We start from the raw sequence: 26,181 nt of genomic DNA, 5'->3' as shown, positions 1-26,181 counted from the left end.
TTTATGACGCGCCAATATAATTTTGAAACCTTGCAATTACACGCCGGTCAGACACCAGATTCAGAAACTAAATCTCGGGCAGTCCCTATTTATCAAACGTCCTCTTTTGTTTTTGAGGATGTTCAGGATGCCGAAGATCTCTTTGCCTTGAGAAAGTCAGGCAATATCTATACGCGTATCGGCAATCCAACCGTAGCTGTTTTTGAGGAACGTATGGCTGCCCTCGAAAAGGGAGTAGGAGCCTTGGCTACCGCTTCTGGTATGGCTGCCTTGACCTACACAATCCTTGGGCTGGCTCATGCTGGTCACCATGTGGTAGCTGCAACTACTCTCTACGGTGGTACCTTTAATCTTCTTAAGGAAACTCTCCCACGTTATGGGATTACTACAAGCTTTGTGGATGTTGAAAATTTAGAAGAGTTGGAAGCTGCCATTCAAGACAATACAAGGTTGGTCTTGATTGAAACTTTAGGAAATCCCCTCATCAATATTCCAGATATTGAAAAAGTTGCTGAGATTGCTCATTCTCACAACATTCCATTGGTTGCAGATAATACCTTTGGTACACCCTATCTGATCAATGTTTTTGATCATGGAGTAGACATTTCTATTCATTCTGCTACCAAGTTTATTGGTGGTCATGGTACGACTATTGGAGGAGTGATTGTGGATAGTGGGAAATTTGATTGGGCTGCATCTGGGAAGTTTCCGCAGTTTGTAGAGGAAGATCCTTCTTATCATCATATTTCCTATAGCCGTGACATAGGTGCTGCAGCCTTTATCCTAGCCCTACGTGTTCAACTTTTGCGTGATACAGGTGCAGCCATCTCGCCCTTTAATGCTTTCCTACTTTTGCAAGGATTAGAAACTTTATCCCTTCGTGTTGATCGTCATATTGAGAACACAAAGAGAATTGTGGATTTTTTGGAAAATCATCCAAAAGTTGAGAAAGTAAACTATCCAAGTTTGCCATCTAGTCCATATTACGAATTAGCACGGAAATATTTTCCCAAGGGAGCTGGTTCGATTTTTACCTTCCATGTCAAAGGTGGTTCTCAGGATGCCAGAACGGTAATTGACCAACTAGAACTCTTCTCTAATTTGGCCAATGTTGCGGATGCAAAATCACTAGTAGTCCATCCCTACACGACTACTCATGCCCAAATGTCTGATGCAGACCTAACTGCCTGTGGGGTTACTCCCAATCAAATCCGCCTTTCTATCGGTCTAGAAAATGTAGATGACTTGATTGAAGATTTAACTCTCGCTCTGGAAAATAGTTAAGTATTGCTGATTCTTATCAGCTGGTTTTTAGAGAGCCATCATTTGTGGAAAGTCTTGAAAAAAGCTGAAAAATTTGCTACACTTTTCCTATGAAGACACTTTATGATGTGCAACAGTTGCTCAAGCGTTACGGCATTATTGTTTATATGGCTAATCGCCTGTATGAAATTGAAGTCATGAAATTGGAATTGAGTCAGCTTTACCAGATGGGGCTCATCGATAGGATGGACTATATTGAGGCTGAAATGGTCTTGAGACGTGAGCATAGATTAGAGTTGGACTATCAGAAGAAAATAGGAGATAAAAAATGAAAGCACTTTATATACTTGTGGCTACCATCCTTCTTGTAGCTGGCTGGGCTGGATTTAACTACTGGCGTTTGAGACGAGCAGCAAAACTCTTGGAAAATGCAGAATTTGCTGAAAAGATTTTTACGGGACAATTGATTGACTTACGTGATCCAGTTGAATTCCGTAGAAAGCATATTCTTGGGGCTCGCAATATCCCTTATGAGCAACTCAAGCAAAGTTTGGGAGCAATTCGTAAAGACAAGGCTGTATTGCTTTATGAAAATGATCGCGGTCAACGTGTGACGCCTGCGGCTCTTTATCTAAAAAAACAAGGTTATACGGATATCTACATCCTCAGTTATGGGTTGAATGCTTGGGATGGTAAAGTGAAAAGCAATTAAGTTTGGATCGATTCCAAACTTTTTTCTTTTGGGCAACTGTGCTATACTAGGTGTTAGAATAAATTCAAGGTGGGTAATGATGAACAAGCGATTGTATGTCTTGGCAGCTTTTGTAGTCTTATTAGGAGCAGTTTCAATGGGCACAGTAGCCTATTTACAGGGAGATTTTAAGGAATTTGGGAAAGAAAGCACTAAAACGGTGACGGAAACCGTTTTGATTGAATTGTCTGAGAATGGTGTTCAGTCTTCCTCAAACGCTGTTCGGGTAGAAAATGATACTGTCACCATAAATGCTGGTGGACAATATGAGATTACTGGTCAGGCAGAAAAGGTAAATATCCAGGTATCAGAAGAGATTTCTCAAGATGTCACTATTGGCTTAAATAATGCAAGTTTCGCATCTTTGGACCTACACTCTAGAGGCACGAATGTTTTGAATCTGGTTAAGGATTCAAAGAATAGTTTATCTGGCGAAGAAACTGGGATTTCAGCAACCAATATTACTTTAACTGGAGATGGTAGCTTGGCTATTTCAGAAGTGAGTCAGTATGGAATTTTTGCATCAGACGATTTGGTTCTCGAATCAGGAAACCTAATCATTGATTCAGGAGGATTTGGTCTCTATGCCTTCCATGAAACGGAAGGAGAACATGGGAATCTGACCATCAATGGCGGAACCACTCATATAAGCTCATCCCAAGAAGCCGGTGCGGCTGTTTTAGCAAGTAATAAATTAACGATTAACAATGGATCCGTAACGGTTACTACAGCTCATGAAGCATATGTAGGCAAACATTTAGTCATCAATGGTGGAACTGCTAACCTGGTTTCTGTAACCAACGGAATGGTTGCCAGGGATTCTCTTGCTAAAGATGGACAAGCTTCGATAACTGATCTGACCATCAATGGTGGAACTAATAATATCACTTCTGGAGCTAACCCAGTCTTATCCAATGGAGATATTACCATTGCAGGTGGCATCAATACTTTTTTAGCAAGCATGGGTGAACAAGCCGTCTTCAACTATAGTGGAAGCGCAGAATTGACAGGTGGGAGCTTGATTGCACTAGGAGTGGTTACTCTAACATCAAGTCATCAAGAAGTCCTCATGGCAGGTCTGAATGGCAATGCAGGAGATACATTAACCATCACAGATGCGGCGGGAAATGAAATTGCCTCCTATCCTGCTCCAATCTCATTTGCTAAGGTGACTTACTCATCAGCAAATCTGACCGGTGGTAGTGTTTATTACCTTTCTACGACAAGTGGTAGCTATGGACAAACTACAGCAAGTAAATCCACCTCCACAACACCATAAGCGATTTAGAGCAGGAATTACCTGCTCTTTAATTTTTTGGGATTATTAAAATATCAGAAAATTTAATTTTTTCTTCTTTTTTAACTTTACAAGTTCCAAAAAAAGCGTATAATGGGAATATCATTATTTGAAGGGAAGAACGATGAAAAAAAGTTTTATTCACCAACAGGAAGAAATTTCCTTTGTTAAAAACACTTTTACGCAGTATTTAAAAGATAAACTTGAAGTGGTAGAAGTTCAAGGTCCAATTCTTAGCCGGGTTGGAGATGGTATGCAAGATAATCTTTCCGGGATTGAAAATCCGGTGTCTGTCAAGGTCAAGTTGATTCCAGAACACACCTATGAAGTAGTGCATTCTCTTGCAAAATGGAAACGCCATACTCTTGCTCGTTTTGGTTTTAACGATGGGGAAGGGCTCTTTGTTCATATGAAAGCTCTTCGTCCCGATGAAGATTCACTGGACCCGATTCATTCCATATATGTTGACCAGTGGGATTGGGAAAAAGTTATTCCAAATGGTCATCGTGATTTGGCTTATTTAAAAGAAACAGTTGAGCAAATCTATAAGGCAATTCGCCTAACGGAATTAGCTGTGGAAGCTCGCTATGATATTGATTCTGTCTTGCCTAAGCAAATCACCTTTATCCACACAGAAGAATTGGTAGAACGTTTCCCAGAAATGACACCAAAAGAACGTGAAAATGCAGTGGCTAAAGAATATGGAGCTGTATTCTTGATTGGTATCGGTGGTGAACTAGCAGATGGTAAACCACATGATGGCCGAGCACCAGACTATGATGACTGGACGACCCCATCAGAGAAGGGATACAAAGGACTTAACGGAGATATCTTGGTCTGGAATGACCAGCTCGGTGCAGCATTTGAGTTATCCTCTATGGGTATCCGTGTAGACGGAGATGCTCTCAAACGTCAGTGTGAAATCACAGGAGATACGGATCGACTAGAATTTGAATGGCATAAAGCCTTGCTCCACGGACTCTTCCCACTCTCTATCGGAGGTGGTATCGGACAGTCTCGTTTGGCTATGTTCCTCCTTCGCAAAAAACACATAGGAGAAGTCCATTCAAGTGTATGGCCAGAATCCGTTAGAGAAGAATTTGAGAATATCTTATAAAAACAGCCTTGGCTGTTTTTATTTTGCATAAAATTAGTAAATTTAGATGCATTTACATATTGAAAAGATTTTTTGTGAAAATAGTGTCTAAATTTCGAAATCACAGAAAATCAAGTTTGTTCAAAAGATAGCAAAAAACGAATGACAATAGTGGTTCTTCAACCAATTACGATCATTCGTTTTTTTACTTTTACTTTTACTCTTCTGTTAGGAAATCTTCAATTTCTTTTACGCTAGATTCGCTACCTTTAACCAAATATTTCATTTTTTTACCAGCCTTATAATAGCTGAGATTAGGAGTCGTTTGTATATTTTCTTTTTGCGCGAAAATTTTCACATCTTCTTGTTTTTCTTGATCAGTGTCAACGTAGTAAACGGTAACCTGCGTAGTAGTGATCGCTTTTTCTAGATTTGGAGAGAAGATAACACAATAAGGGCAGGTTGGTCTACCAACATAAAGGTAAAAATCTTCCTGGTTTTGAATCTTTTGAACTGCTTCAGATAAACTAATACTCTGGTAGCTTGTCAAATTCTTTTCATCAGTAGTTTTAGACTGGCTTGTACAAGCAACTAGAAAAATAGTTGAAGCCATTAGGCAAAGAAATGTTATTATTTTTTTCATGTTACTCTCCTTTTTATTTTTCACAAGCTACCCCATCCCCGTCTCGATCTAAATGAGGACCAAATCCAGGTTGCCCCCTATAGATAGGTGCTCGACCAGCATTGCGGACTGCAGTACAATTTGGATAATAGGCTTGTGGTGGTTGAGGTGTTGGCGCAGGAGCAGGTGTTGGCGCAGGAGCAGCTGCGACATACTTATACTGAGTTTGGATCGGCTTTCCAATTTGAAGAGCCTTGAACTTGATGCCCTCTTGTGTCCAGCCGTGGCTTGGTAGGACTCGATACTCATTCGTATCAGTTGTCCAATGGTGACGACCTTGGAGATTACGGTTATAGAGACGATAGACGCTAATCTCCCCTCCAGAGTAGAAAACTGGTTGACCATTAAAATCCGATTTCCAGCCGTGTAGGCTAGTGAGAACATGTACTTCATTTCGATCTTGTGTGTAAAGATGATTTTTTAAAGTAGCGTTATAAAGGCGATAAACTGGCGTCCCTTGACCTGGAGCGTACCATGCAATTCCCTCGTATCCCCATCCTTCATTATAGCGAATATTTTTCTCGTTCTCATCAGTAGTGTAGAGATGTCTACCGATTCCCGGATGATAGAGACGGTAGATGGGAATGGATACTTGAGCTGACTCTGGAACAAGGCTACCTTCTTCCTCAGTACTCACCTCTCTAGTTTCTTGTGTCGTATCCGGAAGGAGTTCACTCGTAGTGGATATTGGAGTTTCTGTAACAAGAGGCTCAGTAGTCGCTGGACTTATACTGGTATCTGAATCAGACACTGTCGAAAGAGATGTTTCAACAGTACTTGATGTCCCATCTTGGGCCAAGATAGATACAGGAATAAGCAAACTAGTAATCAATACACCTAGGGATAAGCTACGTAACATTCCACCCTTTTTCATAAATACCTCTCCATAAATTTAATATTTATTTTAGTATATCATATGGACTAAGAAAATTCAAACTTACTAAATATTTAGTAGTACTTTTTTCTGCTAATCTCAGTAAATTTCTGTTAATGCGTTGAAAACATTTACATTGTCTTAATTCTGCTATTTTGCATCAAACTGTGTTATAATTCTTTAGTTAAAATAATTTAAATTTAAGAGGAAAAAATGACTGCTTTAAGAAATGATATCCGCAACGTTGCCATTATTGCCCACGTTGACCACGGAAAAACAACGCTAGTAGATGAACTGCTCAAGCAATCGCAAACTCTAGATGCACGAACCAATTTAGATGAGCGTGCAATGGATTCAAATGATATTGAAAAAGAACGTGGGATCACTATCTTGGCTAAAAATACAGCCGTAGACTATAATGGGACACGTATTAATATCTTGGACACGCCAGGACACGCGGACTTTGGTGGTGAAGTAGAACGTATCATGAAGATGGTTGATGGTGTCGTGCTAGTCGTTGACTCTTACGAAGGTACTATGCCACAAACCCGTTTCGTATTAAAAAAAGCTCTAGAACAAGATTTGATTCCAATCGTTGTTATCAATAAGATTGATAAACCATCTGCTCGACCTGCTGAAGTAGTGGACGAAGTTTTGGAACTCTTCATCGAATTGGGTGCAGATGATGAACAATTGGATTTCCCAGTTGTCTATGCCTCAGCGATTAACGGGACATCTTCAATGTCTGACAATGTAGCAGACCAAGAAGCAACAATGGCACCGATTTTTGATACCATTATCGATCATATTCCTGCCCCAGTTGACAACTCTGATGAGCCTTTGCAGTTCCAAGTTTCACTCTTAGACTACAATGACTTCGTTGGGCGTATCGGTATCGGTCGTGTCTTCCGTGGAACCATCAAGGTTGGGGATCAAGTTACCCTCTCAAAATTGGACGGCACAACAAAGAACTTCCGCGTGACCAAACTGTTCGGTTTCTTCGGTCTTGACCGCAAAGAAATCAAAGAAGCAAAAGCTGGTGACTTGATTGCCGTTTCGGGTATGGAAGATATCTTTGTTGGAGAAACCATTACACCGACTGACTGTGTAGAAGCTCTTCCGATTCTTCGTATCGATGAGCCAACTCTTCAAATGACTTTCTTGGTGAACAACTCACCGTTTGCAGGTCGTGAAGGGAAATGGATTACTTCTCGTAAGATTGAAGAGCGTCTTTTAGCAGAATTGCAAACAGATGTATCCTTGCGTGTTGAAGCGACGGATTCACCAGATAAATGGACGGTATCCGGTCGTGGTGAACTCCACTTGTCTATTTTGATTGAAACCATGCGTCGTGAAGGATATGAATTGCAAGTATCTCGTCCAGAAGTTATCATCAAGGAAATCGATGGTGTGAAATGTGAGCCGTTTGAACGCGTGCAAATTGACACTCCTGAAGAGTACCAAGGTGCCATCATCCAATCCCTTTCAGAGCGTAAAGGAGATATGATTGACATGCAGATGGTGGGTAATGGCCAAACTCGTCTCATTTTCTCTATCCCAGCTCGTGGTCTTATCGGATACTCAACAGAGTTCCTTTCCATGACTCGTGGTTATGGTATCATGAACCACACCTTTGATCAGTACATGCCAATGGTTCAAGCTGAAATCGGTGGTCGTCACCGTGGCGCCTTGGTATCGATCGACCAAGGTAAGGCAACCACTTATTCCATCATGCGTATTGAAGAGCGTGGTACCATCTTTGTCAACCCAGGAACAGAAGTTTATGAAGGAATGATCATCGGTGAGAATGCGCGTGAAAACGACCTTGGTGTGAACATCACTACCGCCAAACAAATGACTAACGTCCGTTCAGCGACTAAGGACCAAACATCTGTTATCAAAACGCCACGTATCTTGACCTTGGAAGAATCCCTTGAATTCTTGGATGATGATGAGTACATGGAAGTAACGCCGGTTTCTATCCGTCTACGCAAACAAATCCTGAACAAGGCAGAGCGTGATAAAGCCAACAAAAAGAAAAAGTTAGCGGAATAAAGAAAGTCTAGTTTAAATGGATATGGGCTAATGTAACATGTAGAGTTTTGCTCAATAAGTAGCGTCAAGTAGCGTCTTTTAAAGACCATATTCAAACGGTCAGTCCTTATCCGCCCTTTATATCTGAATTTAGAGAGGAGGAACACTCATGTTTTACTTGATTATTGCTGCCATGTTACTCTTATTTTATATCTTTGCAGCTCCAAAAAATATTCGAGGGACCATGAATTTAGTTGCTCTTGTCTTTCTTCTGGTAGGATTGGTCATCATTTTGGTTCTTGGCTTTCTAAGAGTTGTCCAATCGCCACCAGAGATTTGGTTATGCATATCCATGCTGGTAGTTGAGATCTGGGCTATGCGAGATATCTACCTCATGCCAAAATCAGATAAACTCAGAATAAAAAAATAATTTCTGAAACGTCCTCTTAAATAGATAGAACAACAAATACCATTAGATTGAAGAAAGGGTCGCCATTGATCCAACCTTCAATCTTTTTATGCTTATATGGATCGAATGCTTCCCGACCACTGCCCATTCATAATTCCATCCCAAGGAGGCTTCCCAAAACTTTTAACTAGCTGCGACTTTTCCGCTAGTTTTCTTTTTCTCAAGCAGGATTAGAATATTTTTGAAAAACTTCCAAAAAAAGGTTTTTAGCTGCCTATTTTATGGTACTATAGTCAAGTGAATTAGCTTCAATACTAGGAACTGAGGCGCAAGTAACTCAAGCAGTCTATTCCCAGACTGTTTTAGGTTGGAAATAAAAAACTGACGACGGTCAGTTGCCCTTACAGTCTAGGAATAGACTGTTTGAGCTTGGAGATAGAAGAAAATAAGTTTCTCTCAACTAGACTAGGGCAAGCTGATAGTGACAAGGTATTAAAGTTAATTCCAAAGACCATATGAGGCTAGTTATAGATTTGTAAGGAGTATACCCATGTCTGAGAAAAAACCAATTCCATCTGTCATGTCCGATTTACGTCATGAGATTGTCGAAGCGCCTGAAAGTATCAAAAAATGTTCAGGGATTAAGATTTATGGCCGACGGATCAAATCGATTATTTTCACGACGGATGTATCCATTATCGCCAATAATAATGCGGATGCTCTCTTAGCTGTTTATCCTTTTACACCGACACCTACTGTTTTAAAAAGTATTATGCAAGTTTCTTCAGTGCCAGTTTTTGCTGGTGTAGGAGGTGGTCTGACTAAGGGAGACCGTTCGGCAAATATGAGTCTTTTTTCAGAGTCAGAGGGTGCAGTTGCTGTGGTTGTCAATGGTCCGACAGATATATCGACCATTCAGACTATCAATGATCGCATCGATATTCCGATTATTTATACAGTTGTTTCGGACAAGGCTGATATCGGTTCACGAATCAAAGCTGGTGTAGATATTTTGAATGTAAGTGGTGGTGCTAACACAGCTTCAATCGTAGCCAAAATTCGTGAAAGCTACCCTGATTTTCCCATTATTGCAACAGGTGGTCCTAGTATTGAAAGCATCGAGGCTACCATTGCAGCTGGAGCCAATGCCATTACCTTTACCCCGCCTAGTAATGGAGAACTCTTTAAGAAAAAAATGGAGAAGTATCGTCAGCAAGAAGAGGACGGATATTGATTGATGGTTTCTTTCAATAGAGGCTATCTTTATGAAATCTTGAATAGAATAAGTCAACCGAAGAAAGAGTTCCATGCTCTTTCTTTTCTTGTTTTTTCTCTCTGGCTTGAAAAAGGAGCTAATTCAAGGTAAAATAGATGAGTTAGAAAGATTGGACAACCTTATGAAATACATTACTGATTTTAAAGATAAAAAAGTTTTAGTGCTTGGCTTGGCAAGGTCTGGTGAGTCAGCAGCTCGCCTCTTGGATAAATTAGGGGCTATTGTCACGGTTAATGACGGCAAGCCTTTTGAAGAAAATCCTACAGCTCAAAGCTTGTTGGAAGATGGTATCCGTGTGATTTGTGGCAGTCATCCCTTGGAGCTTTTGGATGAAGATTTTGCCCTCCTAGTTAAAAACCCAGGAATCCGCTATGATAATCCAATGGTAGAAAAAGCCCAACAAAAAGTGATGCCAGTTTGGACAGAAGTTGAGTTGGCTTACTTGATTTCGGATGCCCCAATTATCGGTATCACTGGTTCGAATGGAAAGACCACTACAACCACCATGATCGCAGATGTTTTAAATGCTGGCGGTAAATCTGCTAAGCTTTGTGGGAATATCGGATATCCTGCGTCCAGCGTTGCTCAAGAAGCAAATTCTACTGACCTCTTGATTATGGAACTCTCCTCTTTCCAGCTTATGGGAATCAAGGATTTTAGACCACATATTGCCGTCTTGACCAATCTTATGCCCACTCATATTGATTATCATGGAACGCTTGAAGAATACATCGAAGCCAAGTGGAATATCCAAAAACAGATGACAGCTGAAGATTTTGTGGTCCTCAATGTTAATCAGGAGGAAGCGAAAGAATTGGCCAGCCGCACGCAAGCGACCGTGGTTCCTTTTTCAACCAGAGAAAAGGTAGATGGAGCCTATTTAGATGGGGAAACCCTCTATTTCAAGGATCAAGCAGTCATGCAAGTTAGTGAAATCGGGGTGCCTGGAAGTCATAATGTTGAAAATGCTTTAGCGACCATTGCGACTGCTAAGTTATCCGGTGTCGCCAACGAAGTCATTAAGGGAGCACTGTCTAGCTTTGGTGGCGTCAAGCATCGCCTTCAATTTGTGGGTCAGATTAATGGTATTTCTTTCTATAATGATAGTAAATCGACCAATATATTAGCGACTCAAAAAGCTCTCTCAGGATTTGATAATAGCAAGGTTGTTTTGATTGCCGGTGGTTTGGACCGTGGCAATGAATTTGATGACTTGGTAGCAGATCTTCAGGGGTTGAAGAAAATGGTTCTTTTAGGTCAATCAGCTGAGCGTCTCAAAAGAGCTGCCCATCAGGCTGGAGTTTCTTTTGTAGATGCAAGCGATATTGCCGATGCGACGCACAAGGCTTATGAATTGGCAGAGGAAGGAGATGTTGTGCTACTTAGTCCAGCCAATGCTAGCTGGGATATGTATGCTAACTTTGAAGTTCGAGGGGATCTTTTCTTAAAGACTTTTGAACAAATAAAGGAAAAAGTATGAATAAAATAGTTTTTACCGGTGGAGGAACGGTTGGGCATGTAACTCTCAATCTCATACTGATTCCTCTCTTTATCAAAGATGGTTGGGAAGTTCATTATATTGGTGATGAGAACGGCATTGAACATGAGCAAATCACTAAACTAGGATCAGATGTAACCTTTCATTCTATTGCGACTGGAAAACTACGTCGCTATTTCTCCTGGCAGAATTTGATGGATGTCTTTAAGGTTGCTTTGGGTGTCTTCCAATCTCTTCTTATTCTAGTAAAAATCAGACCGCAGGCCCTCTTTTCTAAGGGAGGTTTCGTCTCAGTGCCGCCGGTTGTAGCTGCAAAATTATTAGGAATTCCAGTTTATATCCACGAATCTGACTTGTCTATGGGTTTGGCAAATAAGATTGCTTACAAATTTGCGACCACCATGTATTCAACCTTTGAACAAGCAGCAAGTTTGACAAAGGTCAAGCATGTTGGAGCAGTCACTAAAGTGGGGCAAAAAAGCAATGTTATCCCGATACAACTTCCAGAGATTTTATCTCATTTTGATGAGAAGTTGAAAACGATTTTATTTGTTGGCGGATCAGGAGGAGCCAAGGTTTTTAATGATTTGATTAGTCAAAATCAGGCCGAATTAACCAAGCGCTTTAACATCATTAATTTGACAGGAGATTCTTCGCTCAATAACTTAAGTAAAAATCTCTATCGAGTTGACTATGTAACCGATCTCTATCAACCACTCATGGATGCTGCTGACTTAGTTGTGACCAGAGGTGGTTCAAATACTATTTTTGAGTTGGTAGCTATGCAACAACTCCATTTAATTGTACCCTTAGGAAAGCAAGCCAGTCGAGGGGATCAATTGGAAAATGCTCGCTATTTTGAAGAAAAAGGTTATGCTCGTCAATTGGATGAAAGTCAGTTGAATCTTGACTCACTCTTAAAATCAATCCAAGATCTTTTTTCTCAAGAAGACTATTATCTAGAGAATATGGCCCATTCACAGGAAATCCAATCCCTGGATAGTTTCTATGCTCTTTTAAGAGATGATATGGTTGGAAAGGGGACTAATGACTGAAAAAGATGTGCAGGAATCAGAAGAAATGAATTCTGGTGAGGATCAGGAAAAAGAAGAACTTGTAGAAGAAGTGGCAGAGACGAAAGTGGCTGCACCTAAAGAAAATAGTGACTCTGACCAAATTCAAAAAGAAGACCAAGAACCAAGTGAATTCTTGCTCAAATGGCAGGAACGTCATGAGGCTTTTTTGGCCGGTCAAAAAGAGCATGAGAAACCTATCGAAGAGGAAAAAACAAAGTCTCCAAAAAACTCCCTTTTTAAAAAGAAAAAAACAGCAAAGATGGATCCTATATCTGTCGATGTGAAAGAAGAAAGTCATGCATTATCAAAAGAAACTCCAAAGACTGCCCTTCCCAAAGGCTTAATCTGGAAAGTAATACCGATTATCTCGACAGCTCTCTCTTTTGTGATTATTTGTCTTTATTTTATTACACCCATTGGTAAAATGAAAAATATTCAAATTGAAGGCAATACGCATGTAGAATCTGCGGAAATTGTAAAAGATAGTCTCATTCAAGAAGAGGATTACGTTCTGACAACTCTTCTCAATAAGTCTGGTCATGAACGAAATATTAAGCATAGTAATACCTGGGTTAAAGATGCAAAAATGACTTATACTTTTCCAAATAAGTTCACCATCTCTATACAAGAATATAAGCAAATTGGTTATGTCAAACGAGGTGAGAAATATTATTCGGTTTTATCCAGTGGAGAAATTGCAGATACGGAAACTCCCCACGATCAATTGCCACCAGTCTACACAACTATTTATTTGACGGATCCTGAGTTAGTTAAAGATTTGGTTTTGCAGTTGGCTACTGTCAATCAAGTTGTTTTAAGTGACATCCGAGATATTCATCTGACACCAAGCAAGGTAACCAATGATCTCTTGACATTAACGATGATGAATGGAAACAAAATTTTGATTCCGCTTTCAGATATTGATTTTAAGTTACCTTATTACGAAAAAATTGCTCCTCAGTTAGAGGTGGTTAGCGTCATTGACATGGAAGTTGGTATTTTTAGTTACGCCAGCCAATAGCCAAGATAAATGTCTAAAAACAGATAAAAAAATATTGAAAAAGCGGTTATTCTCCCCATTTTAAAAGATTGTATGTTATAATGGAGGATGAATAATTCTATTTTTCCTAAATAGGAGTAAATTTTAAAAAGTCGGAAGTAAGAGGGGACTGATAGAATGGCTAGGAATGGCTTTTTTACGGGATTAGATATAGGAACCAGCACAATCAAAGTATTGGTTGCTGAATATATTGATGGACAAATGAACGTGATTGGCGTTAGCAATGTGAAAAGTGCTGGAGTCAAGGACGGTATTATAATTAATATTGATGTTGCTGCGGAGGCGATTAAAACGGCTCTTTCTCAAGCAGAGGAAAAAGCAGGTATTCGCATTGATAAGGTTAATGTTGGCTTGCCAGCAAACCTTTTGCAGATTGAGCCAACTCAAGGAATGATTCCTGTGACCACCAATTCACAGGAAATCACTGATGTGGATGTTGAAAATGTCGTTAAATCAGCTTTGACAAAAAGTATGACTCCAGAACGTGAAGTTATTTCTTTTGTACCCGAAGAGTTTGTAGTGGATGGTTTCCAAGGAATTAAAGATCCACGTGGTATGATGGGGATTCGTTTAGAGATGCGCGGTTTGTTGTATACTGGTCCGCGTACTATTTTGCACAACCTTCGCAAAACTGTTGAACGTGCAGGCGTTCAAGTAGAAAATGTTGTGATTTCTCCATTGGCCTTGACTCGCTCTATTCTAAATGAGGGCGAGAAGGAATTCGGTGCAACTGTCATTGATCTTGGTGGTGGTCAAACCACCGTCGCAGTTATGCGCGGACAAGAGTTGCAATATACCAATGTTTACCAAGAAGGTGGAGACTATATCACAAAAGATATCTCCAAAGTCTTGACAACTTCACAAAGTATTGCCGAAAACCTTAAGTTCAATTACGGTATCGCTTATCCACAACAAGCAACGGAAAAAGAAAAATTTACAGTTGAAGTGATTGGTGAGAGCAATCCTGTTGAAGTCACTGAGCGTTACTTGTCAGAAGTAATTTCGGCACGTCTTCGCCAGATTTTTACAAAAGTGAAACAAGATTTGGAACGGACTCGTGCTTTAGACTTTCCTGGCGGTGTTGTACTCGTCGGTGGTGGTGCAATTTTACCTGGCATCGCAGAGTTAGCTCAAGAAATCTTTGGTGTCAATACAAAATTATATGTACCAAATCAAATCGGCATCCGTAACCCATCCTTTGCTCATGTGATTAGTATTGTTGAGTATGTCGGTAATTTGGATGATGTTGAAAAGATTGCTCAGGTAGCGGTTAATGGTGAAGCAACTCTTCGTCAAAAACCAGTTGAGATTCCAATGACTTCAAAACGACCTACTAACCTACCAATTATTTCGAAGTCAGAACCAAAAGCTGAAGAGGAAGTCCAAGTCGAGACTCCTATTTACACTGACAAGAGAGAAGAGGAAGAGCCAAAAACGAATATCGGCGATCGTCTTCGTGGTTTCTTCGGAAGCATGTTTGAGTAAAATAAGAAAAGGTGATTAAAACTATGACATTTTCATTTGAAACAGCAGCTGCTCAAGGTGCTGTCATTAAAGTTATTGGTGTCGGTGGTGGCGGTGGTAACGCTATTAACCGCATGATTGAAGAGGGTGTTGCAGGTGTGGAATTTATCGCTGCAAACACAGATGTTCAAGCACTTAGCAGTTCTAAAGCGGAGACAGTTATCCAATTGGGTCCTAAATTAACGCGTGGTTTAGGTGCTGGAGGAAATCCTGAAGTTGGACGTAAAGCTGCTGAGGAAAGTGAAGAATCTTTGACAAATATCCTTACAGGTTCTGACATGGTCTTCATAACAGCAGGTATGGGCGGAGGCTCCGGTACTGGAGCAGCACCAGTCATTGCACGGATTGCTAAAGGCTTAGGTGCTTTAACAGTTGCAGTTGTAACACGACCATTTGGCTTTGAAGGTAACAAACGTGGAAACTTCGCTATTGAAGGTATTGACGGGCTCCGTGAACAAGTGGATACTCTCTTGATTATCTCAAACAATAACTTGCTTGAAATCGTTGATAAGAAGACTCCACTGATTGAAGCACTCAGCGAAGCGGATAATGTTCTTCGCCAAGGTGTGCAAGGTATTACAGACTTGATTACAAATCCAGGTCTCATCAACTTGGACTTTGCAGATGTTAAATCGGTTATGGAAAACAAGGGAAATGCTCTCATGGGTATCGGTATCGGTACTGGAGAAGAACGCGTCCTTGAAGCAGCTCGTAAAGCGATTTATTCTCCGCTTCTTGAAACTACAATTGATGGAGCAGAGGATGTTATCGTCAACGTAACTGGTGGTTACGATATGACCTTGACAGAAGCAGAAGAAGCTTCAGAAATCGTTCATCAAGCAGCTGGCCAAGGTGTGAATATCTGGTTGGGTACATCTATCGATGATAGCATGAAGGATGAAATTCGTGTGACCGTTGTGGCAACAGGTGTTCGTCAGGACAATGCTGGGAAAAAATCTCCTCTTCAACGCGAGGTATCCAGTGCCTTGACACGTCCAAGTCGTTATGACATCCCAACTCCGGTGGCTACAAAAACTCAAACAGAAGCACCAAAGGCAACAGCTTTTGGCGAATGGGATCTCCGTCGTGAAAATATTCTTAGAAATCATGACACTGAGGGACATTCATCCGTTTCAGTAGAAAAATTTGCTATTGAAGATGAAGAAGATGAATTAGATACACCGCCATTCTTTAGAAATCGATAAGATGGATTTTCAAAAAAATAGGGATGAAGTTTTTCAAGCAGTTGCACATGCAACGAGAGAAGCTCATCGTCCACATAATTCAGTAAAAATAATAGCTGTCACAAAGTATGTTGACAGCTCTATTGCTAAAGAACTGATAAAAACCGGGATTGATCATATCGGTGAAAATAGAGTTGATAAGTTCCTAGAAAAATATGAAGTTCTAGCGGATGAGAATTTGACTTGGCACCTGATTGGTAGTCTGCAAAGACGAAAAGTAAAGGATATCATCAATTATCTTGATTATTTCCATGCCTTGGATTCTATCAAGTTAGCAACTGAAATTCAAAAAAGAGCCAATAAAACTATCAAATGCTTTCTTCAGGTAAATATTTCGAGAGAAGAGAGCAAACATGGGTTTATGGTAGAAGAAATCCGTCAAGCCATCAAAGCAATCAGAAACTATGATAAAATTGAGTTAGTTGGTCTTATGACTATGGCACCTTTTGATGCTGATAAGAAGCAACTGGATGAAATTTTTTCAAAAGCACATGCTTTACAAAAGGAATTATCCCAATTGGGAATTGCCAACATGCCATTTACAGAATTGAGTATGGGTATGAGTGGCGATTATAAGGAAGCCATCCTACATGGTTCAACTTTTGTCCGCATTGGAACAGCATTTTTTAAGTGAGGAAATAGAGTGGCATTGAAAGATACCTTTAAAGGAATATTTAAATACTTCGAGATTGACGATTCTGCTGAAGTTGAAAAAGAAGAAGGGGATTATTATATGGAACATGACGCTCCAAAAATGAGAATTGCCCCGGTGCAAACACCCGTGGAAAGAACAGAACCTGCTGAAATGAGACGGACTTCAGTTCGCACACAAGCCCCCGTTGAAGGAAATAATATCCAACGTTTAAACGAGCGTCAGCAAGAGCTGCAATCTGATTCGGATGCTAAAAAAACAACGATTGATATCAAATATCCTAAAAAATATGAAGAAGCAACTGAAATTGTTAATCTTCTCTTGGGAAATGCGAGTATCTTGATTGATTTCCAATACATGTCAGAGACACAAGCTCGCCGATGTCTAGATTACTTAGATGGTGCTCGTTCTGTATTGGCAGGCAACTTGAAAAAAGTATCCAATACCATGTGGTTATTGACACCTGTCAATGTAACAGTTAAAATAGAAGAATTGCGTTCAGCAAGCTCAGCACATTCAGAGTCTCAATTCGACTTTGATATGAGGCGGTAGGCAATATGCAATTTATTATTTTGATTCTCTTGAGAGTTATTGAGTTTTATTCTTACATTTTGTTGGCTTATGTCATTCTCACTTGGATTCCAAATCTTTATGACACAGCACTTGGGAAAATGATTGTTTCTCTAGTTCGTCCAGTTATTGCTCCTTTTCGAAGACTGAATCTCCAGTTTTTCGGTCTGGATTGGACAGTCTTTGTGATTTGGATGCTCTTAAATGTTCTCTCAAGAATTTTAGTCCGAATGATGTTTTTCTTTTAAGATTAGTATATGATGAAAAAAATAGATGGAATTTTTCAGCATTTTACTTCTGAAGAAAAAGTATTTGTTGAAAAAATAATCGGTATTTGTCAAGAAGTTGAAGAGTCTTATTCTTACCATCTAAGCTCTTTTCTCAATCCCAGAGAGGTAGAAATTCTCCAATCAATTGCTGCTCATTTTCATCTAAATACTTATTCTAGTCAGCAAATATTGGCGACAGAATTTGTCAGGGTTATTATTGCTCCAGATTATTATGTTTTAGATGAATCTGACTTCGACATCTTGGCTCTTGAAATTTGTTTTCCGAAAAAATTTCATAGCCTTAGTCATTCTCAGGTTTTAGGGACTCTCTTGAACCAATTGGGAATCAGAAGAGATTTTATCGGAGACATTCTTATCGGAGATGAAGGCGTTTTTGTCATTCTTGAGAAGAGGTTTGGTGATTTAGCAAGGGCTACGATTTCTAAAATATCGCGCGTCCCTGTTACATGGAAAGAACAAGCTTTATCAACTCTTCCGGTAGAGAACAATAAAGATTTTAAAAGTATGCACTTGCTTTTGTCCAGTCTTCGTTTAGACAAGCTTGTTGGAGCAGGCTTTAAAATGTCACGCTCCAATGCAGTTAAATTGATAGAATCTGGACAGGTTAAAGTTAATTATAAAGAAATGAAACAAGCTGGTAAGCTCTTAGAGATAGGGCAACTAGTCAGTGTAAGAGGCTTTGGAAGACTGAAACTGAGAGAACTTTTAGGACACTCAAAGCAAGGTAAATTAAAAGTAGAAATTGAAGTTATTAAGAAATAGGAGACGCTATGGCACTTACAGCATTAGAGTTAAAAGATAAAACCTTTGCTACAAAATTTAGAGGCTACAATGCCGAAGAAGTTGATGATTTTTTGGATATTGTAACCCGTGATTATGAGAATCTGGTTCATAAAAATCATGCTCAAGAGTCAGAAATTAAATCATTAAAAGATCGTCTTTCTGTTTTTGATGAAATGAAGGAATCCCTGAGCCAGTCTGTTATTTTGGCTCAAGATACGGCTGATAAAGTAAAACATGCTTCTGAAGATCAGGCCCAGAATATCCTTAAACAGGCTGAATACGATGCGCAAAATCTTCTCAACGAAGCAAAAGAAAAAGCCAATACAATTTTGCGTTCAGCTACCGATAATGCTAAGAAAATTGCTGTGGAAACAGAAGAGTTGAAGAATAAAACTCGTATCTTCCACCAACGTCTTAAATCAACTGTTGAAAGTCAATTGTCTATCATCAATTCTTCAGACTGGGAAGATATTCTTCGTCCAACCGCTACCTATTTGCAAACTTCTGATGAAGCTTTCCGTGAAGTGATGGAAAAAGCTTTGGATGAAAGACCAGCTGTGACAGAAGAAGATTTGGAAATGACTCGTCAGTTAACCCAGGAAGAATTAGAAGAATTGCAACGTCACGCAGCTGAAATGGATAATGCAAACCATGATGAGGAATGGTCTGACCATTCTGAAGCTCATGATAACCATGAGTTTCATGAAAATGAATAATAAACCAAGAGCAAAAAATTCTCAATAAATGATATTTATAGCGAGCAGGTGATGGTGGAAGTCCTGTAATTCCTCAGTATTGAGATATCCTTTTGCTGGATTTTTCCTGAAGGTTAGTAGGGAAAAACGGTTGACTCACGTTACGAGTTACTGAGGGACAGGGGGAATTCTGTCTAAACTAAGGTGGTACCACGAACTTTCGTCCTTTCTGGCGGAAGTTTTTTATGTTGGGCTAACATGAGACCCAAGAGAAATAAAAAAAATCAGATGATTAAGTTGCAGCTAGAATTCCAGTTTATCAGAGCAAAACAAGACAGTGTCCTTTTGATCATCACAGGAGGATAAATAAAAGGAACTACTAAATCTTGTTGAGAGCTTATTGACCTCTTTATGGAAAAATGGACAACTGTCATCGACAAATGAATCAGTAGTCAGCTATGGGTTTTCAATGGAAAACTGAATAAAAATTTATGGATAAAATAGTTAGGAGAAATAATGAAACTCAAAGAAACTTTGAATTTAGGAAAGACAGCCTTTCCTATGCGTGCTGGTCTTCCAAACAAGGAACCACAATGGCAAAAGGATTGGGAAAATGCGGATCTTTATGCTAAGCGCCAAGAATTAAATGCTGGTAAACCAGCCTTCCACCTTCATGATGGCCCTCCCTATGCCAATGGAAATATCCATGTAGGCCATGCCCTTAATAAGATTTCAAAGGATATTATCGTTCGTTCTAAGTCCATGTCCGGTTTCCGAGCACCCTATATTCCTGGTTGGGATACGCATGGTTTGCCAATTGAACAAGTATTGGCTAAACAAGGTGTCAAACGCAAAGAATTGGACCGTGCCAGCTACTTGAAGATGTGCCGTGATTATGCATTGACCCAAGTGGATAAACAACGAGATGATTTCAAGCGTCTGGGTGTTTCTGGCGACTGGGAAAATCCTTACGTAACTCTTTATCCTGAATTTGAAGCAGCTCAAATCCGCGTTTTCGGTGCCATGGCTGACAAGGGATATATCTATCGTGGAGCCAAGCCTGTTTACTGGTCATGGTCATCAGAATCTGCTTTAGCAGAAGCAGAAATTGAATACCACGATGTTGATTCGACTTCTCTCTATTATGCCAATAAAGTGAAGGATGGCAAGGGTGTTCTTGATACAGATTCTTATATCATCGTTTGGACAACAACTCCATTTACCATCACAGCTTCTCGTGGTTTGACAGTAGGAGCAGATGTGGACTATGTGGCTGTTCAACCGGCTGGATCTGAGCGCAAATATATTCTTGCAGAAGCTCTCTTGGACAGTTTGGCTCCAAAATTTGCTTGGGAAAATTTTGAAATCATTGCCAACTACAAGGGTTCTCAACTTGAGCATATCGTAACAGAACACCCATGGGATACTCATGTTGATGAATTGGTCATCTTGGGCGACCATGTAACGACTGAATCTGGTACAGGGATCGTCCATACAGCTCCATCCTTTGGTGAGGATGACTACAATGTTGGTGTCAAATACGGTTTAGAAGTTTACGTAACTGTTGACGAACGTGGGATGATGAATGAACTGGCTGGCCCAGACTTCCAAGGTCAATTTTATGCTAAGGTTTTGCCAACTGTAGTCGAAAAATTGGGTGATTTGCTCCTAGCTAAAGAAGTGATTAATCACTCATATCCATTTGACTGGCGGACTAAGAAACCAATCATTTGGCGCGCAGTACCCCAATGGTTTGCCTCTGTGTCAAAATTCCGTCAGGAAATTCTAGAAGAGATTGACAAAACGAAATTCTACCCATCATGGGGACATACGCGTCTTTATAACATGATCCGTGACCGTGGGGATTGGGTTATTTCGCGTCAACGTAATTGGGGTGTTCCACTTCCCATCTTCTATGCCGAAGATGGTACAGCCATTATGACAAAAGAAGTGACAGACCATGTCGCTGAACTCTTTGAAAAAGAAGGATCCATTATCTGGTGGGAACGCGAGGCTAAGGATTTACTTCCTGCAGGCTTCACGCATCCAGGTTCGCCAAACGGTCTCTTTGAAAAAGAAACAGATATCATGGATGTTTGGTTTGACTCTGGCTCATCATGGAATGGTGTCATGAAAGCCCGTGCAAACTTAGCTTATCCAGCAGATCTTTACCTAGAAGGTTCAGACCAGTACCGTGGCTGGTTCAATTCATCATTGATTACTTCTGTTGCAGTCAATGGACATGCGCCTTACAAATCAGTCTTGTCGCAAGGCTTTGTATTGGATGGTAAGGGTGAGAAAATGTCTAAATCTAAGGGCAATATTATCTCTCCAAATGATGTCGCTAAGCAATATGGTGCTGAAATCTTGCGTCTCTGGGTTGCTTCTGTTGATACCGACAATGATGTACGCGTTTCTATGGATATTTTAGGGCAAGTTTCTGAAACCTACCGTAAGATTCGAAATACACTTCGCTTCTTGATTGCCAATACTTCTGATTTCAATCCAGAAAAAGATGCACTTTCTTTCCAAGACTTGCGTCCGGTTGATAAGTATATGACGATTAAGTTTAATAGTTTGGTCAAAACCATTCGCCAAGCTTATGACAAGTACGATTTCTTAACCATCTACAAGGCTCTGGTCAACTTTATTACAGTTGATTTGTCAGCCTTCTACTTGGACTTTGCTAAGGATGTTGTCTATATTGAGGCAGAAGATGCACTGGCTCGGCGTCAAATGCAGACAGTCTTCTACGATATCTTGGTAAAAATTACTAAACTCTTGACACCAATTCTTCCACACACAGCTGAGGAAATTTGGTCCTATCTAGAATTTGAAGCCGAAGAATTTGTTCAATTGGCTGAGTTACCGGAAGCAGAAATCTTCGCAGAACAAGAAGTTATCCTGCAGGAGTGGGAGGCCTTTATGACCCTTCGCACCCAGGCTCAAAAAGCTTTGGAAGAAGCGCGTAACGAGAAAATTATCGGTAAATCCTTGGAAGCTCACTTGACCATCTATGCTACAGAACCAGTACGGACACTTTTAGCTGCCTTGGACAGCGATATCGCGCAACTCTTGATTGTTTCTCAATTGACAGTCTCTGATCAAGAGGCACCCGCCACTGCCCTTGCTTTTGATGGTTTAGCTTTTGTAGTTGAACATGCTCAGGGTGAGGTTTGTGAACGTTGCCGTCGTATCGATCAAACAGTTGCGGATCGTTCCTATCATGCACACATTTGTGATCACTGTGCTCAAATCGTTGAAGCTAACTTTGCGCAAGCAGTAGCTGAAGGGTTTGAAGTGAACGCTAAATAATGAAAAAATGACCTAGTTTTTAGGTCATTTTCATTATGGTTGGACAAAAAAACAAGCTCAAGGCTTGCTAAGTTATTGATTGATTGGTATAGACATTTCGACTAGACGTTCTGTATGAATCGTTTGAATGCGAGAGGGATTGATGATTTCTTTATCAATTTTACGCTTAAGGAAAAAGTCACGGATTCCTTCAATTTCTCTTGGAAGAATAGCTCGATATTTATTGGTGATGAGTAGTTCGTAGTGAAGTGGTGCCTGAGTAAAAATAACATCTGTATTTCCAGCTGAGTAGGTTTCTACCAGAAAGGCATCCGTATTTTCTAACTGGCTCTGGACCAACTGAATATGGCTATTGGTCGTGTTGATTAATTTCATGCTTGACCTCCTCTTCTTTCGATTTATTATAGCACGCTTAGACTGATTTTTCTAGCTTTTATTGGAATTTTTTTGAATTTTCCATTGCTCAATTCCCCATTTGTGACTGCCTCTTTTTAGTTTTTCAATGGCTTGATCGATCGGGAACCAAGCTAACTGATTAAAATCTTCTAATGGTTTATCAATTTCTGTAAAACTAGTTACTTGGTAGAGATAGGCAGGATTATAGAAGTGTGTATCGCGGTGACGAGAGTAAAAATACTCGTCTGCTTGACCATAATACTGGCCAACAGTTGCCACAAAGCCTAATTCTTCTAGTAACTCTCTTTCAAGGGCAGTCAGGTGGTCTTCCCCGTCTTCTATCTCTCCACCGGGAAGAAACCAGGCTCCATTCGGTGCTTGAACAAGGATAATATCCGTTTCTTCTGAGTTTGGAATGATTGCGTAAACACCATAACGAGATTGGTAATTCACTCCATCTACTTTTTTACCAAATACGGGATTTGTCATAATCTTTTCCTCTTATTTTAATTAGTGATATTATACTAAAAATAATATGAAAATTCCATCAAAAAAGTATCTATCTGAGTAAAAACTCAACTTCAATTTAGTATTTAGAATTCAGCCCAATAAAAAAGGCTTAGAATTTACGGTTTTATGACCGTATTCTGAGCCTTTATAGGAATTTGACGAGACTTTCCTGTTATTCTGTTTTATCGACACTTGTTTTTTGAGTGGATTTGACAAGTATTTTCCCATTGGAAGTCATGACTGCTCGTAGCTCTTTATCAGAAGGATGTTCTAGATAATAATCGGTGATGGCGTCTTCGATCTGGTCTTGGATGGTGCGGCGAAGTGGTCGGGCTCCCATTTTTGGATCATAACCGAGATCAACCAGTTTTTCCTTGACCTTATCTGTGACATGGATATGGAGACCATTGCTGGCCAGTCTAGCATTGACATCCTGCAACATAAGTTCAACAATCTGAAGCAAGTGTTCCTTATCTAGAGCTTGAAATTCGATGATACCGTCAAAGCGGTTCATGAATTCAGGGCTGAAGAAGTTACCTAATTGACCAAGCACTGAGTTTGTACGGCCTTCCATCGCAGCTCCGAATCCAACAGATGCTTCGGCTTTACCAGTTCCAGCGTTTGAAGTCATGATAATAATCGCATCCTTGAAGCTGACAGTTCGTCCTTGTCCGTCTGTTAAGCGGCCATCATCGAGTACCTGAAGGAACATGTGCATAACGTCTGGATGAGCTTTTTCGACCTCATCTAGGAGGATGAGGGAGTAGGGGTTGCGGCGGACTTTCTCTGTCAATTGGCCAGCCTCTTCGTAGCCTACATAGCCTGGAGGAGCGCCAACTAATTTAGCTACACTATGTTTTTCCATGTATTCGGACATATCGAAGCGAATCATACTATCCGCTGACCCAAAGAGTTCGATGGCTAGTTGTTTGGATAATTCTGTCTTACCCACACCAGTTGGTCCTACAAAAAGGAAGGAGCCGATGGGGCGATTGGGTGCCCCAAGACCGACACGATTGCGGCGGATAGCTTTGGCGATTTTATCAACGGCCTGATCTTGGCCGATAACATGAGCTTTAAGATCATCTGCAAGATGAATCAATTGCGATTGTTCTTTTTCTTTGAGTTCACCTACAGGGATATTGGTTTTCTGCTCGATGATGGCTTCAATTTCCTTCTCTGTAATGAGGGGAATGTCTTCCTCGGTCAAGCTCGTTTTCTGCATTTCCTTATACTTGGCAATCTGGTCGCGATAGTAGGCCGCCTTTTCGTAATCTTCATCGCGAGTTGCTTGGGCCTTGAGGTTTTCAGCATCAACTAAGCGTTGGTCGATTTCTTTTGGATCAACAAAGTTGAGGGTCAAATTCATTTTAGAGCCAGATTCGTCCAAGAGATCAATAGCCTTGTCTGGTAAGAAGCGGTCTTGAATATAGCGATTGGAGAGAACCGCAGCAGCATGGATCGCTTCATCCGTATAGCGGACATGGTGGTAATCTTGGTACTTGGTTTGAATCCCTTTGAGAATAGTAATGGTTTCTTCAACGGATGGTTCATCAACACGAACAGGTTGCATACGGCGCTCAAGTGCGGCGTCTTTTTCAATGATACGGTATTCATTGAGAGTAGTAGCACCCACAAGTTGGAGCTCCCCGCGAGCTAAGGCAGGTTTTAGGATGTTTCCTGTATCCATATTGCCATCTCCGGCAGCACCGGCACCGACAATTTCATGAATTTCATCAATGAAGAGGATGACTTCCTTGCGGTTTCGTATTTCCTCCATGAGTTTGGCCATGCGTTCTTCAAATTGACCACGAATGCCTGTTCCTTGCACTAGACTAACCACATCCAAGCGAATAACTTCCTTGCCTTGTAGTTTTTGTGGAACATTGCCATCGACAATTTTTTGAGCCAGTCCTTCGACCACAGCGGTCTTACCGACACCGGGCTCGCCGATGAGGACAGGGTTGTTTTTGGTCCGACGATTGAGGATTTCGATGACACGAGTAATTTCTTGATCACGCCCGATAACAGGATCGATATCACCACGGCGAGCAATTTCTGTGATGTTGATTCCAAATTCTTCTAGCAAGCCGGCTGGCTGTTGAACTTGTTGAGGGGGTTGTTGATGGCCACCGCCACCATTTCTTCCTGCTTGAGTCGGCGGTACTTGATCGGGTCTTCGGCCTGCAGGAGTCTTTCCAGGGAAACCTCCAATATGGTTGAAAAATTCGCTGAAAGGATCCATATCATTGGGATTATTCATATCAGCAAGGCCTCTTAGAATGGCATTATTGGGGTCTGTTTTCATGATCTGGTAGCAGTTGTGGCAAAGGTCCACTTGCTGCTGTTTACCATTGAGGTTTGTATAGAGATGAATGGTTGCATCGTTGATTTTACAGTTTTGACATAACATAGCACTACCTCTTTCTGTGATGGTTTTCTTTTCTTTGGTCAGAAAAGGTCAGATATAAAATAATTATATCAATTTCTGATGAAATTGCAAGAATCTAGATCTCTTTATAGAAAATTTCTTCCTAATAAATCGCTTACCAGTGCCCAAAGACTGCTTTAATACAAGACATTTTAGGTGAATTATGGTAAAATACACTTATAAATAAAAGGAATAGGAGAAATGGAGATGGAATCACATTTAGTGAGAATTATCAATCGTCTTGAAGCTATGGCAACGGATGGTGGTACTTTGAAACGTAATTTTGAACGTGATGGTCTTGTGGTAGCAGAAGTTGCTTACAATCATGACGAAGAGAATGGTTCTGTATTTACTTTGCGTGATGTCGCTGCTCGTGAAACATACACTTTTGATAGCATTGACTTGATCGCAATGGAAATTTACGAATTGTTGTACTAACATAAGAGAGGCACTAG

General features: G+C 40.4%; 25 protein-coding genes. 20 read left to right on the top strand and 5 right to left on the bottom strand.

Going from position 1 to position 26,181, the window contains the following annotated elements; translation table 11 throughout:
* The first annotated feature begins 3 nt into the window (after positions 1-3).
* The 5 genes from BN1356_RS07945 (at position 4) to asnA (ending at position 4,428) form a co-directional block, all read left to right on the top strand.
* A complete protein-coding gene (locus BN1356_RS07945; protein WP_093650862.1) occupies positions 4-1,284 on the top strand; it encodes an O-acetylhomoserine aminocarboxypropyltransferase/cysteine synthase family protein in 1,281 nt (426 codons plus the stop codon).
* An 89-nt stretch (positions 1,285-1,373) separates the two neighbouring features.
* Positions 1,374-1,595 (top strand): YqgQ family protein, encoded by a 222-nt coding sequence (locus tag BN1356_RS07940; RefSeq protein ID WP_093650861.1) that lies wholly within the window; start codon positions 1,374-1,376, stop codon positions 1,593-1,595.
* A complete protein-coding gene (locus BN1356_RS07935; protein ID WP_093650860.1) occupies positions 1,592-1,975 on the top strand; it encodes a rhodanese-like domain-containing protein in 384 nt (127 codons plus the stop codon). The genes BN1356_RS07940 and BN1356_RS07935 overlap by 4 nt, the downstream gene beginning before the upstream one ends.
* A 79-nt stretch (positions 1,976-2,054) precedes the next feature.
* A complete protein-coding gene (locus BN1356_RS07930; RefSeq protein WP_176694254.1) occupies positions 2,055-3,293 on the top strand; it encodes a carbohydrate-binding domain-containing protein in 1,239 nt (412 codons plus the stop codon).
* Positions 3,294-3,435: 142 nt separating this feature from the next.
* Positions 3,436-4,428 carry an aspartate--ammonia ligase gene (asnA, locus tag BN1356_RS07925; RefSeq protein WP_093650858.1) on the top strand — a complete coding sequence of 331 codons (993 nt, stop codon included), beginning with the start codon at positions 3,436-3,438 and terminating at the stop codon, positions 4,426-4,428.
* 196 nt (positions 4,429-4,624) lie between these two features.
* Here asnA and BN1356_RS07920 read toward each other — a convergent pair whose 3' ends face one another.
* Positions 4,625-5,050, bottom strand: a complete 426-nt coding sequence (locus BN1356_RS07920) for a thioredoxin family protein (protein WP_093650857.1) — start codon at positions 5,048-5,050, stop codon at positions 4,625-4,627.
* A gap of 13 nt (positions 5,051-5,063) precedes the next feature.
* Complete coding sequence (locus BN1356_RS07915) at positions 5,064-5,963, bottom strand: excalibur calcium-binding domain-containing protein (protein WP_093650856.1); 900 nt, start codon at positions 5,961-5,963, stop codon at positions 5,064-5,066.
* 213 nt (positions 5,964-6,176) lie between these two features.
* On the opposite strand from BN1356_RS07915, the gene typA reads away from it, so the two are divergent.
* The 14 genes from typA (at position 6,177) to ileS (ending at position 22,389) form a co-directional block, all read left to right on the top strand.
* A complete protein-coding gene (gene typA / locus BN1356_RS07910; RefSeq protein WP_093650855.1) occupies positions 6,177-8,018 on the top strand; it encodes a translational GTPase TypA in 1,842 nt (613 codons plus the stop codon).
* 148 nt (positions 8,019-8,166) lie between these two features.
* Positions 8,167-8,427: a DUF3165 family protein gene (locus BN1356_RS07905; RefSeq protein WP_093650854.1), complete on the top strand. Its 261-nt coding sequence runs from the start codon at positions 8,167-8,169 to the stop codon at positions 8,425-8,427.
* A gap of 529 nt (positions 8,428-8,956) precedes the next feature.
* A complete protein-coding gene (locus BN1356_RS07900; protein ID WP_093650853.1) occupies positions 8,957-9,640 on the top strand; it encodes a beta/alpha barrel domain-containing protein in 684 nt (227 codons plus the stop codon).
* Between the two features lie 163 nt (positions 9,641-9,803).
* Positions 9,804-11,162: a UDP-N-acetylmuramoyl-L-alanine--D-glutamate ligase gene (murD, locus tag BN1356_RS07895; RefSeq protein ID WP_093650989.1), complete on the top strand. Its 1,359-nt coding sequence runs from the start codon at positions 9,804-9,806 to the stop codon at positions 11,160-11,162.
* Entirely contained in the window at positions 11,159-12,235 is a 1,077-nt protein-coding gene (locus BN1356_RS07890) for a UDP-N-acetylglucosamine--N-acetylmuramyl-(pentapeptide) pyrophosphoryl-undecaprenol N-acetylglucosamine transferase (RefSeq protein ID WP_093650852.1), read from the top strand. Before murD ends, BN1356_RS07890 begins: the two co-directional genes overlap by 4 nt.
* Entirely contained in the window at positions 12,228-13,277 is a 1,050-nt protein-coding gene (locus tag BN1356_RS07885) for a cell division protein FtsQ/DivIB (RefSeq protein WP_176694253.1), read from the top strand. Before BN1356_RS07890 ends, BN1356_RS07885 begins: the two co-directional genes overlap by 8 nt.
* Before the next feature lie 156 nt (positions 13,278-13,433).
* On the top strand, positions 13,434-14,801 hold the full coding sequence (gene ftsA / locus BN1356_RS07880) for a cell division protein FtsA (RefSeq protein ID WP_093650850.1): 1,368 nt from the start codon (positions 13,434-13,436) through the stop codon (positions 14,799-14,801).
* A gap of 23 nt (positions 14,802-14,824) precedes the next feature.
* On the top strand, positions 14,825-16,045 hold the full coding sequence (gene ftsZ, locus BN1356_RS07875) for a cell division protein FtsZ (RefSeq protein WP_093650849.1): 1,221 nt from the start codon (positions 14,825-14,827) through the stop codon (positions 16,043-16,045).
* A gap of 1 nt (position 16,046) precedes the next feature.
* Positions 16,047-16,718 (top strand): YggS family pyridoxal phosphate-dependent enzyme, encoded by a 672-nt coding sequence (locus tag BN1356_RS07870; RefSeq protein ID WP_093650848.1) that lies wholly within the window; start codon positions 16,047-16,049, stop codon positions 16,716-16,718.
* A gap of 9 nt (positions 16,719-16,727) precedes the next feature.
* Positions 16,728-17,288: a cell division protein SepF gene (gene sepF / locus BN1356_RS07865; protein WP_245620324.1), complete on the top strand. Its 561-nt coding sequence runs from the start codon at positions 16,728-16,730 to the stop codon at positions 17,286-17,288.
* Between the two features lie 5 nt (positions 17,289-17,293).
* Positions 17,294-17,554, top strand: a complete 261-nt coding sequence (locus BN1356_RS07860; protein ID WP_093650847.1) for a YggT family protein — start codon at positions 17,294-17,296, stop codon at positions 17,552-17,554.
* Positions 17,555-17,563: 9 nt separating this feature from the next.
* Positions 17,564-18,358: a YlmH family RNA-binding protein gene (locus BN1356_RS07855; RefSeq protein WP_093650846.1), complete on the top strand. Its 795-nt coding sequence runs from the start codon at positions 17,564-17,566 to the stop codon at positions 18,356-18,358.
* An 8-nt stretch (positions 18,359-18,366) separates the two neighbouring features.
* The gene (locus BN1356_RS07850) at positions 18,367-19,095 is read left to right on the top strand and encodes a DivIVA domain-containing protein (RefSeq protein ID WP_093650845.1); all 729 of its coding nucleotides are present in this window, start codon (positions 18,367-18,369) and stop codon (positions 19,093-19,095) included.
* Positions 19,096-19,590: 495 nt separating this feature from the next.
* On the top strand, positions 19,591-22,389 hold the full coding sequence (gene ileS, locus BN1356_RS07845; RefSeq protein ID WP_093650844.1) for an isoleucine--tRNA ligase: 2,799 nt from the start codon (positions 19,591-19,593) through the stop codon (positions 22,387-22,389).
* A gap of 72 nt (positions 22,390-22,461) precedes the next feature.
* Here the strand turns inward: ileS and BN1356_RS07840 are convergent, their stop codons facing one another.
* The 3 genes from BN1356_RS07840 to BN1356_RS07830 all read right to left on the bottom strand — a co-directional run bounded on the left by BN1356_RS07840 (position 22,462) and on the right by BN1356_RS07830 (position 25,708).
* Positions 22,462-22,764, bottom strand: a complete 303-nt coding sequence (locus BN1356_RS07840) for a DUF1827 family protein (RefSeq protein WP_093650843.1) — start codon at positions 22,762-22,764, stop codon at positions 22,462-22,464.
* 51 nt (positions 22,765-22,815) lie between these two features.
* A complete protein-coding gene (locus BN1356_RS07835; RefSeq protein WP_093650842.1) occupies positions 22,816-23,274 on the bottom strand; it encodes an NUDIX domain-containing protein in 459 nt (152 codons plus the stop codon).
* A 193-nt stretch (positions 23,275-23,467) separates the two neighbouring features.
* Positions 23,468-25,708 carry an ATP-dependent Clp protease ATP-binding subunit gene (locus BN1356_RS07830; protein WP_093650841.1) on the bottom strand — a complete coding sequence of 747 codons (2,241 nt, stop codon included), beginning with the start codon at positions 25,706-25,708 and terminating at the stop codon, positions 23,468-23,470.
* 225 nt (positions 25,709-25,933) lie between these two features.
* On the opposite strand from BN1356_RS07830, the gene BN1356_RS07825 reads away from it, so the two are divergent.
* Complete coding sequence (locus tag BN1356_RS07825) at positions 25,934-26,164, top strand: DUF1797 family protein (RefSeq protein ID WP_093650840.1); 231 nt, start codon at positions 25,934-25,936, stop codon at positions 26,162-26,164.
* Positions 26,165-26,181: the final 17 nt, after the last annotated feature.

It is taken from the genome of Streptococcus varani, assembly GCF_001375655.1.
GTDB lineage: Bacteria > Bacillota > Bacilli > Lactobacillales > Streptococcaceae > Streptococcus > Streptococcus varani.
The sequence above is the reverse complement of the archived record's forward strand: the minus strand, read 5'-3'. Positions and strand labels throughout refer to the sequence as shown.

Bases quoted from the DNA above. Each gene is read 5' to 3' on its own strand.
- BN1356_RS07945 (WP_093650862.1), top strand. From the start codon at position 4: ATGACGCGCCAATATAATTTTGAAACCTTGCAATTACACGCCGGTCAG.
- BN1356_RS07940 (WP_093650861.1), top strand. From the start codon at position 1,374: ATGAAGACACTTTATGATGTGCAACAGTTGCTCAAGCGTTACGGCATT.
- BN1356_RS07935 (WP_093650860.1), top strand. From the start codon at position 1,592: ATGAAAGCACTTTATATACTTGTGGCTACCATCCTTCTTGTAGCTGGC.
- BN1356_RS07930 (WP_176694254.1), top strand. From the start codon at position 2,055: ATGAACAAGCGATTGTATGTCTTGGCAGCTTTTGTAGTCTTATTAGGA.
- asnA (WP_093650858.1), top strand. From the start codon at position 3,436: ATGAAAAAAAGTTTTATTCACCAACAGGAAGAAATTTCCTTTGTTAAA.
- BN1356_RS07920 (WP_093650857.1), bottom strand. From the start codon at position 5,050: ATGAAAAAAATAATAACATTTCTTTGCCTAATGGCTTCAACTATTTTT.
- BN1356_RS07915 (WP_093650856.1), bottom strand. From the start codon at position 5,963: ATGAAAAAGGGTGGAATGTTACGTAGCTTATCCCTAGGTGTATTGATT.
- typA (WP_093650855.1), top strand. From the start codon at position 6,177: ATGACTGCTTTAAGAAATGATATCCGCAACGTTGCCATTATTGCCCAC.
- BN1356_RS07905 (WP_093650854.1), top strand. From the start codon at position 8,167: ATGTTTTACTTGATTATTGCTGCCATGTTACTCTTATTTTATATCTTT.
- BN1356_RS07900 (WP_093650853.1), top strand. From the start codon at position 8,957: ATGTCTGAGAAAAAACCAATTCCATCTGTCATGTCCGATTTACGTCAT.
- murD (WP_093650989.1), top strand. From the start codon at position 9,804: ATGAAATACATTACTGATTTTAAAGATAAAAAAGTTTTAGTGCTTGGC.
- BN1356_RS07890 (WP_093650852.1), top strand. From the start codon at position 11,159: ATGAATAAAATAGTTTTTACCGGTGGAGGAACGGTTGGGCATGTAACT.
- BN1356_RS07885 (WP_176694253.1), top strand. From the start codon at position 12,228: ATGACTGAAAAAGATGTGCAGGAATCAGAAGAAATGAATTCTGGTGAG.
- ftsA (WP_093650850.1), top strand. From the start codon at position 13,434: ATGGCTAGGAATGGCTTTTTTACGGGATTAGATATAGGAACCAGCACA.
- ftsZ (WP_093650849.1), top strand. From the start codon at position 14,825: ATGACATTTTCATTTGAAACAGCAGCTGCTCAAGGTGCTGTCATTAAA.
- BN1356_RS07870 (WP_093650848.1), top strand. From the start codon at position 16,047: ATGGATTTTCAAAAAAATAGGGATGAAGTTTTTCAAGCAGTTGCACAT.
- BN1356_RS07860 (WP_093650847.1), top strand. From the start codon at position 17,294: ATGCAATTTATTATTTTGATTCTCTTGAGAGTTATTGAGTTTTATTCT.
- BN1356_RS07855 (WP_093650846.1), top strand. From the start codon at position 17,564: ATGATGAAAAAAATAGATGGAATTTTTCAGCATTTTACTTCTGAAGAA.
- BN1356_RS07850 (WP_093650845.1), top strand. From the start codon at position 18,367: ATGGCACTTACAGCATTAGAGTTAAAAGATAAAACCTTTGCTACAAAA.
- ileS (WP_093650844.1), top strand. From the start codon at position 19,591: ATGAAACTCAAAGAAACTTTGAATTTAGGAAAGACAGCCTTTCCTATG.
- BN1356_RS07840 (WP_093650843.1), bottom strand. From the start codon at position 22,764: ATGAAATTAATCAACACGACCAATAGCCATATTCAGTTGGTCCAGAGC.
- BN1356_RS07835 (WP_093650842.1), bottom strand. From the start codon at position 23,274: ATGACAAATCCCGTATTTGGTAAAAAAGTAGATGGAGTGAATTACCAA.
- BN1356_RS07830 (WP_093650841.1), bottom strand. From the start codon at position 25,708: ATGTTATGTCAAAACTGTAAAATCAACGATGCAACCATTCATCTCTAT.
- BN1356_RS07825 (WP_093650840.1), top strand. From the start codon at position 25,934: ATGGAATCACATTTAGTGAGAATTATCAATCGTCTTGAAGCTATGGCA.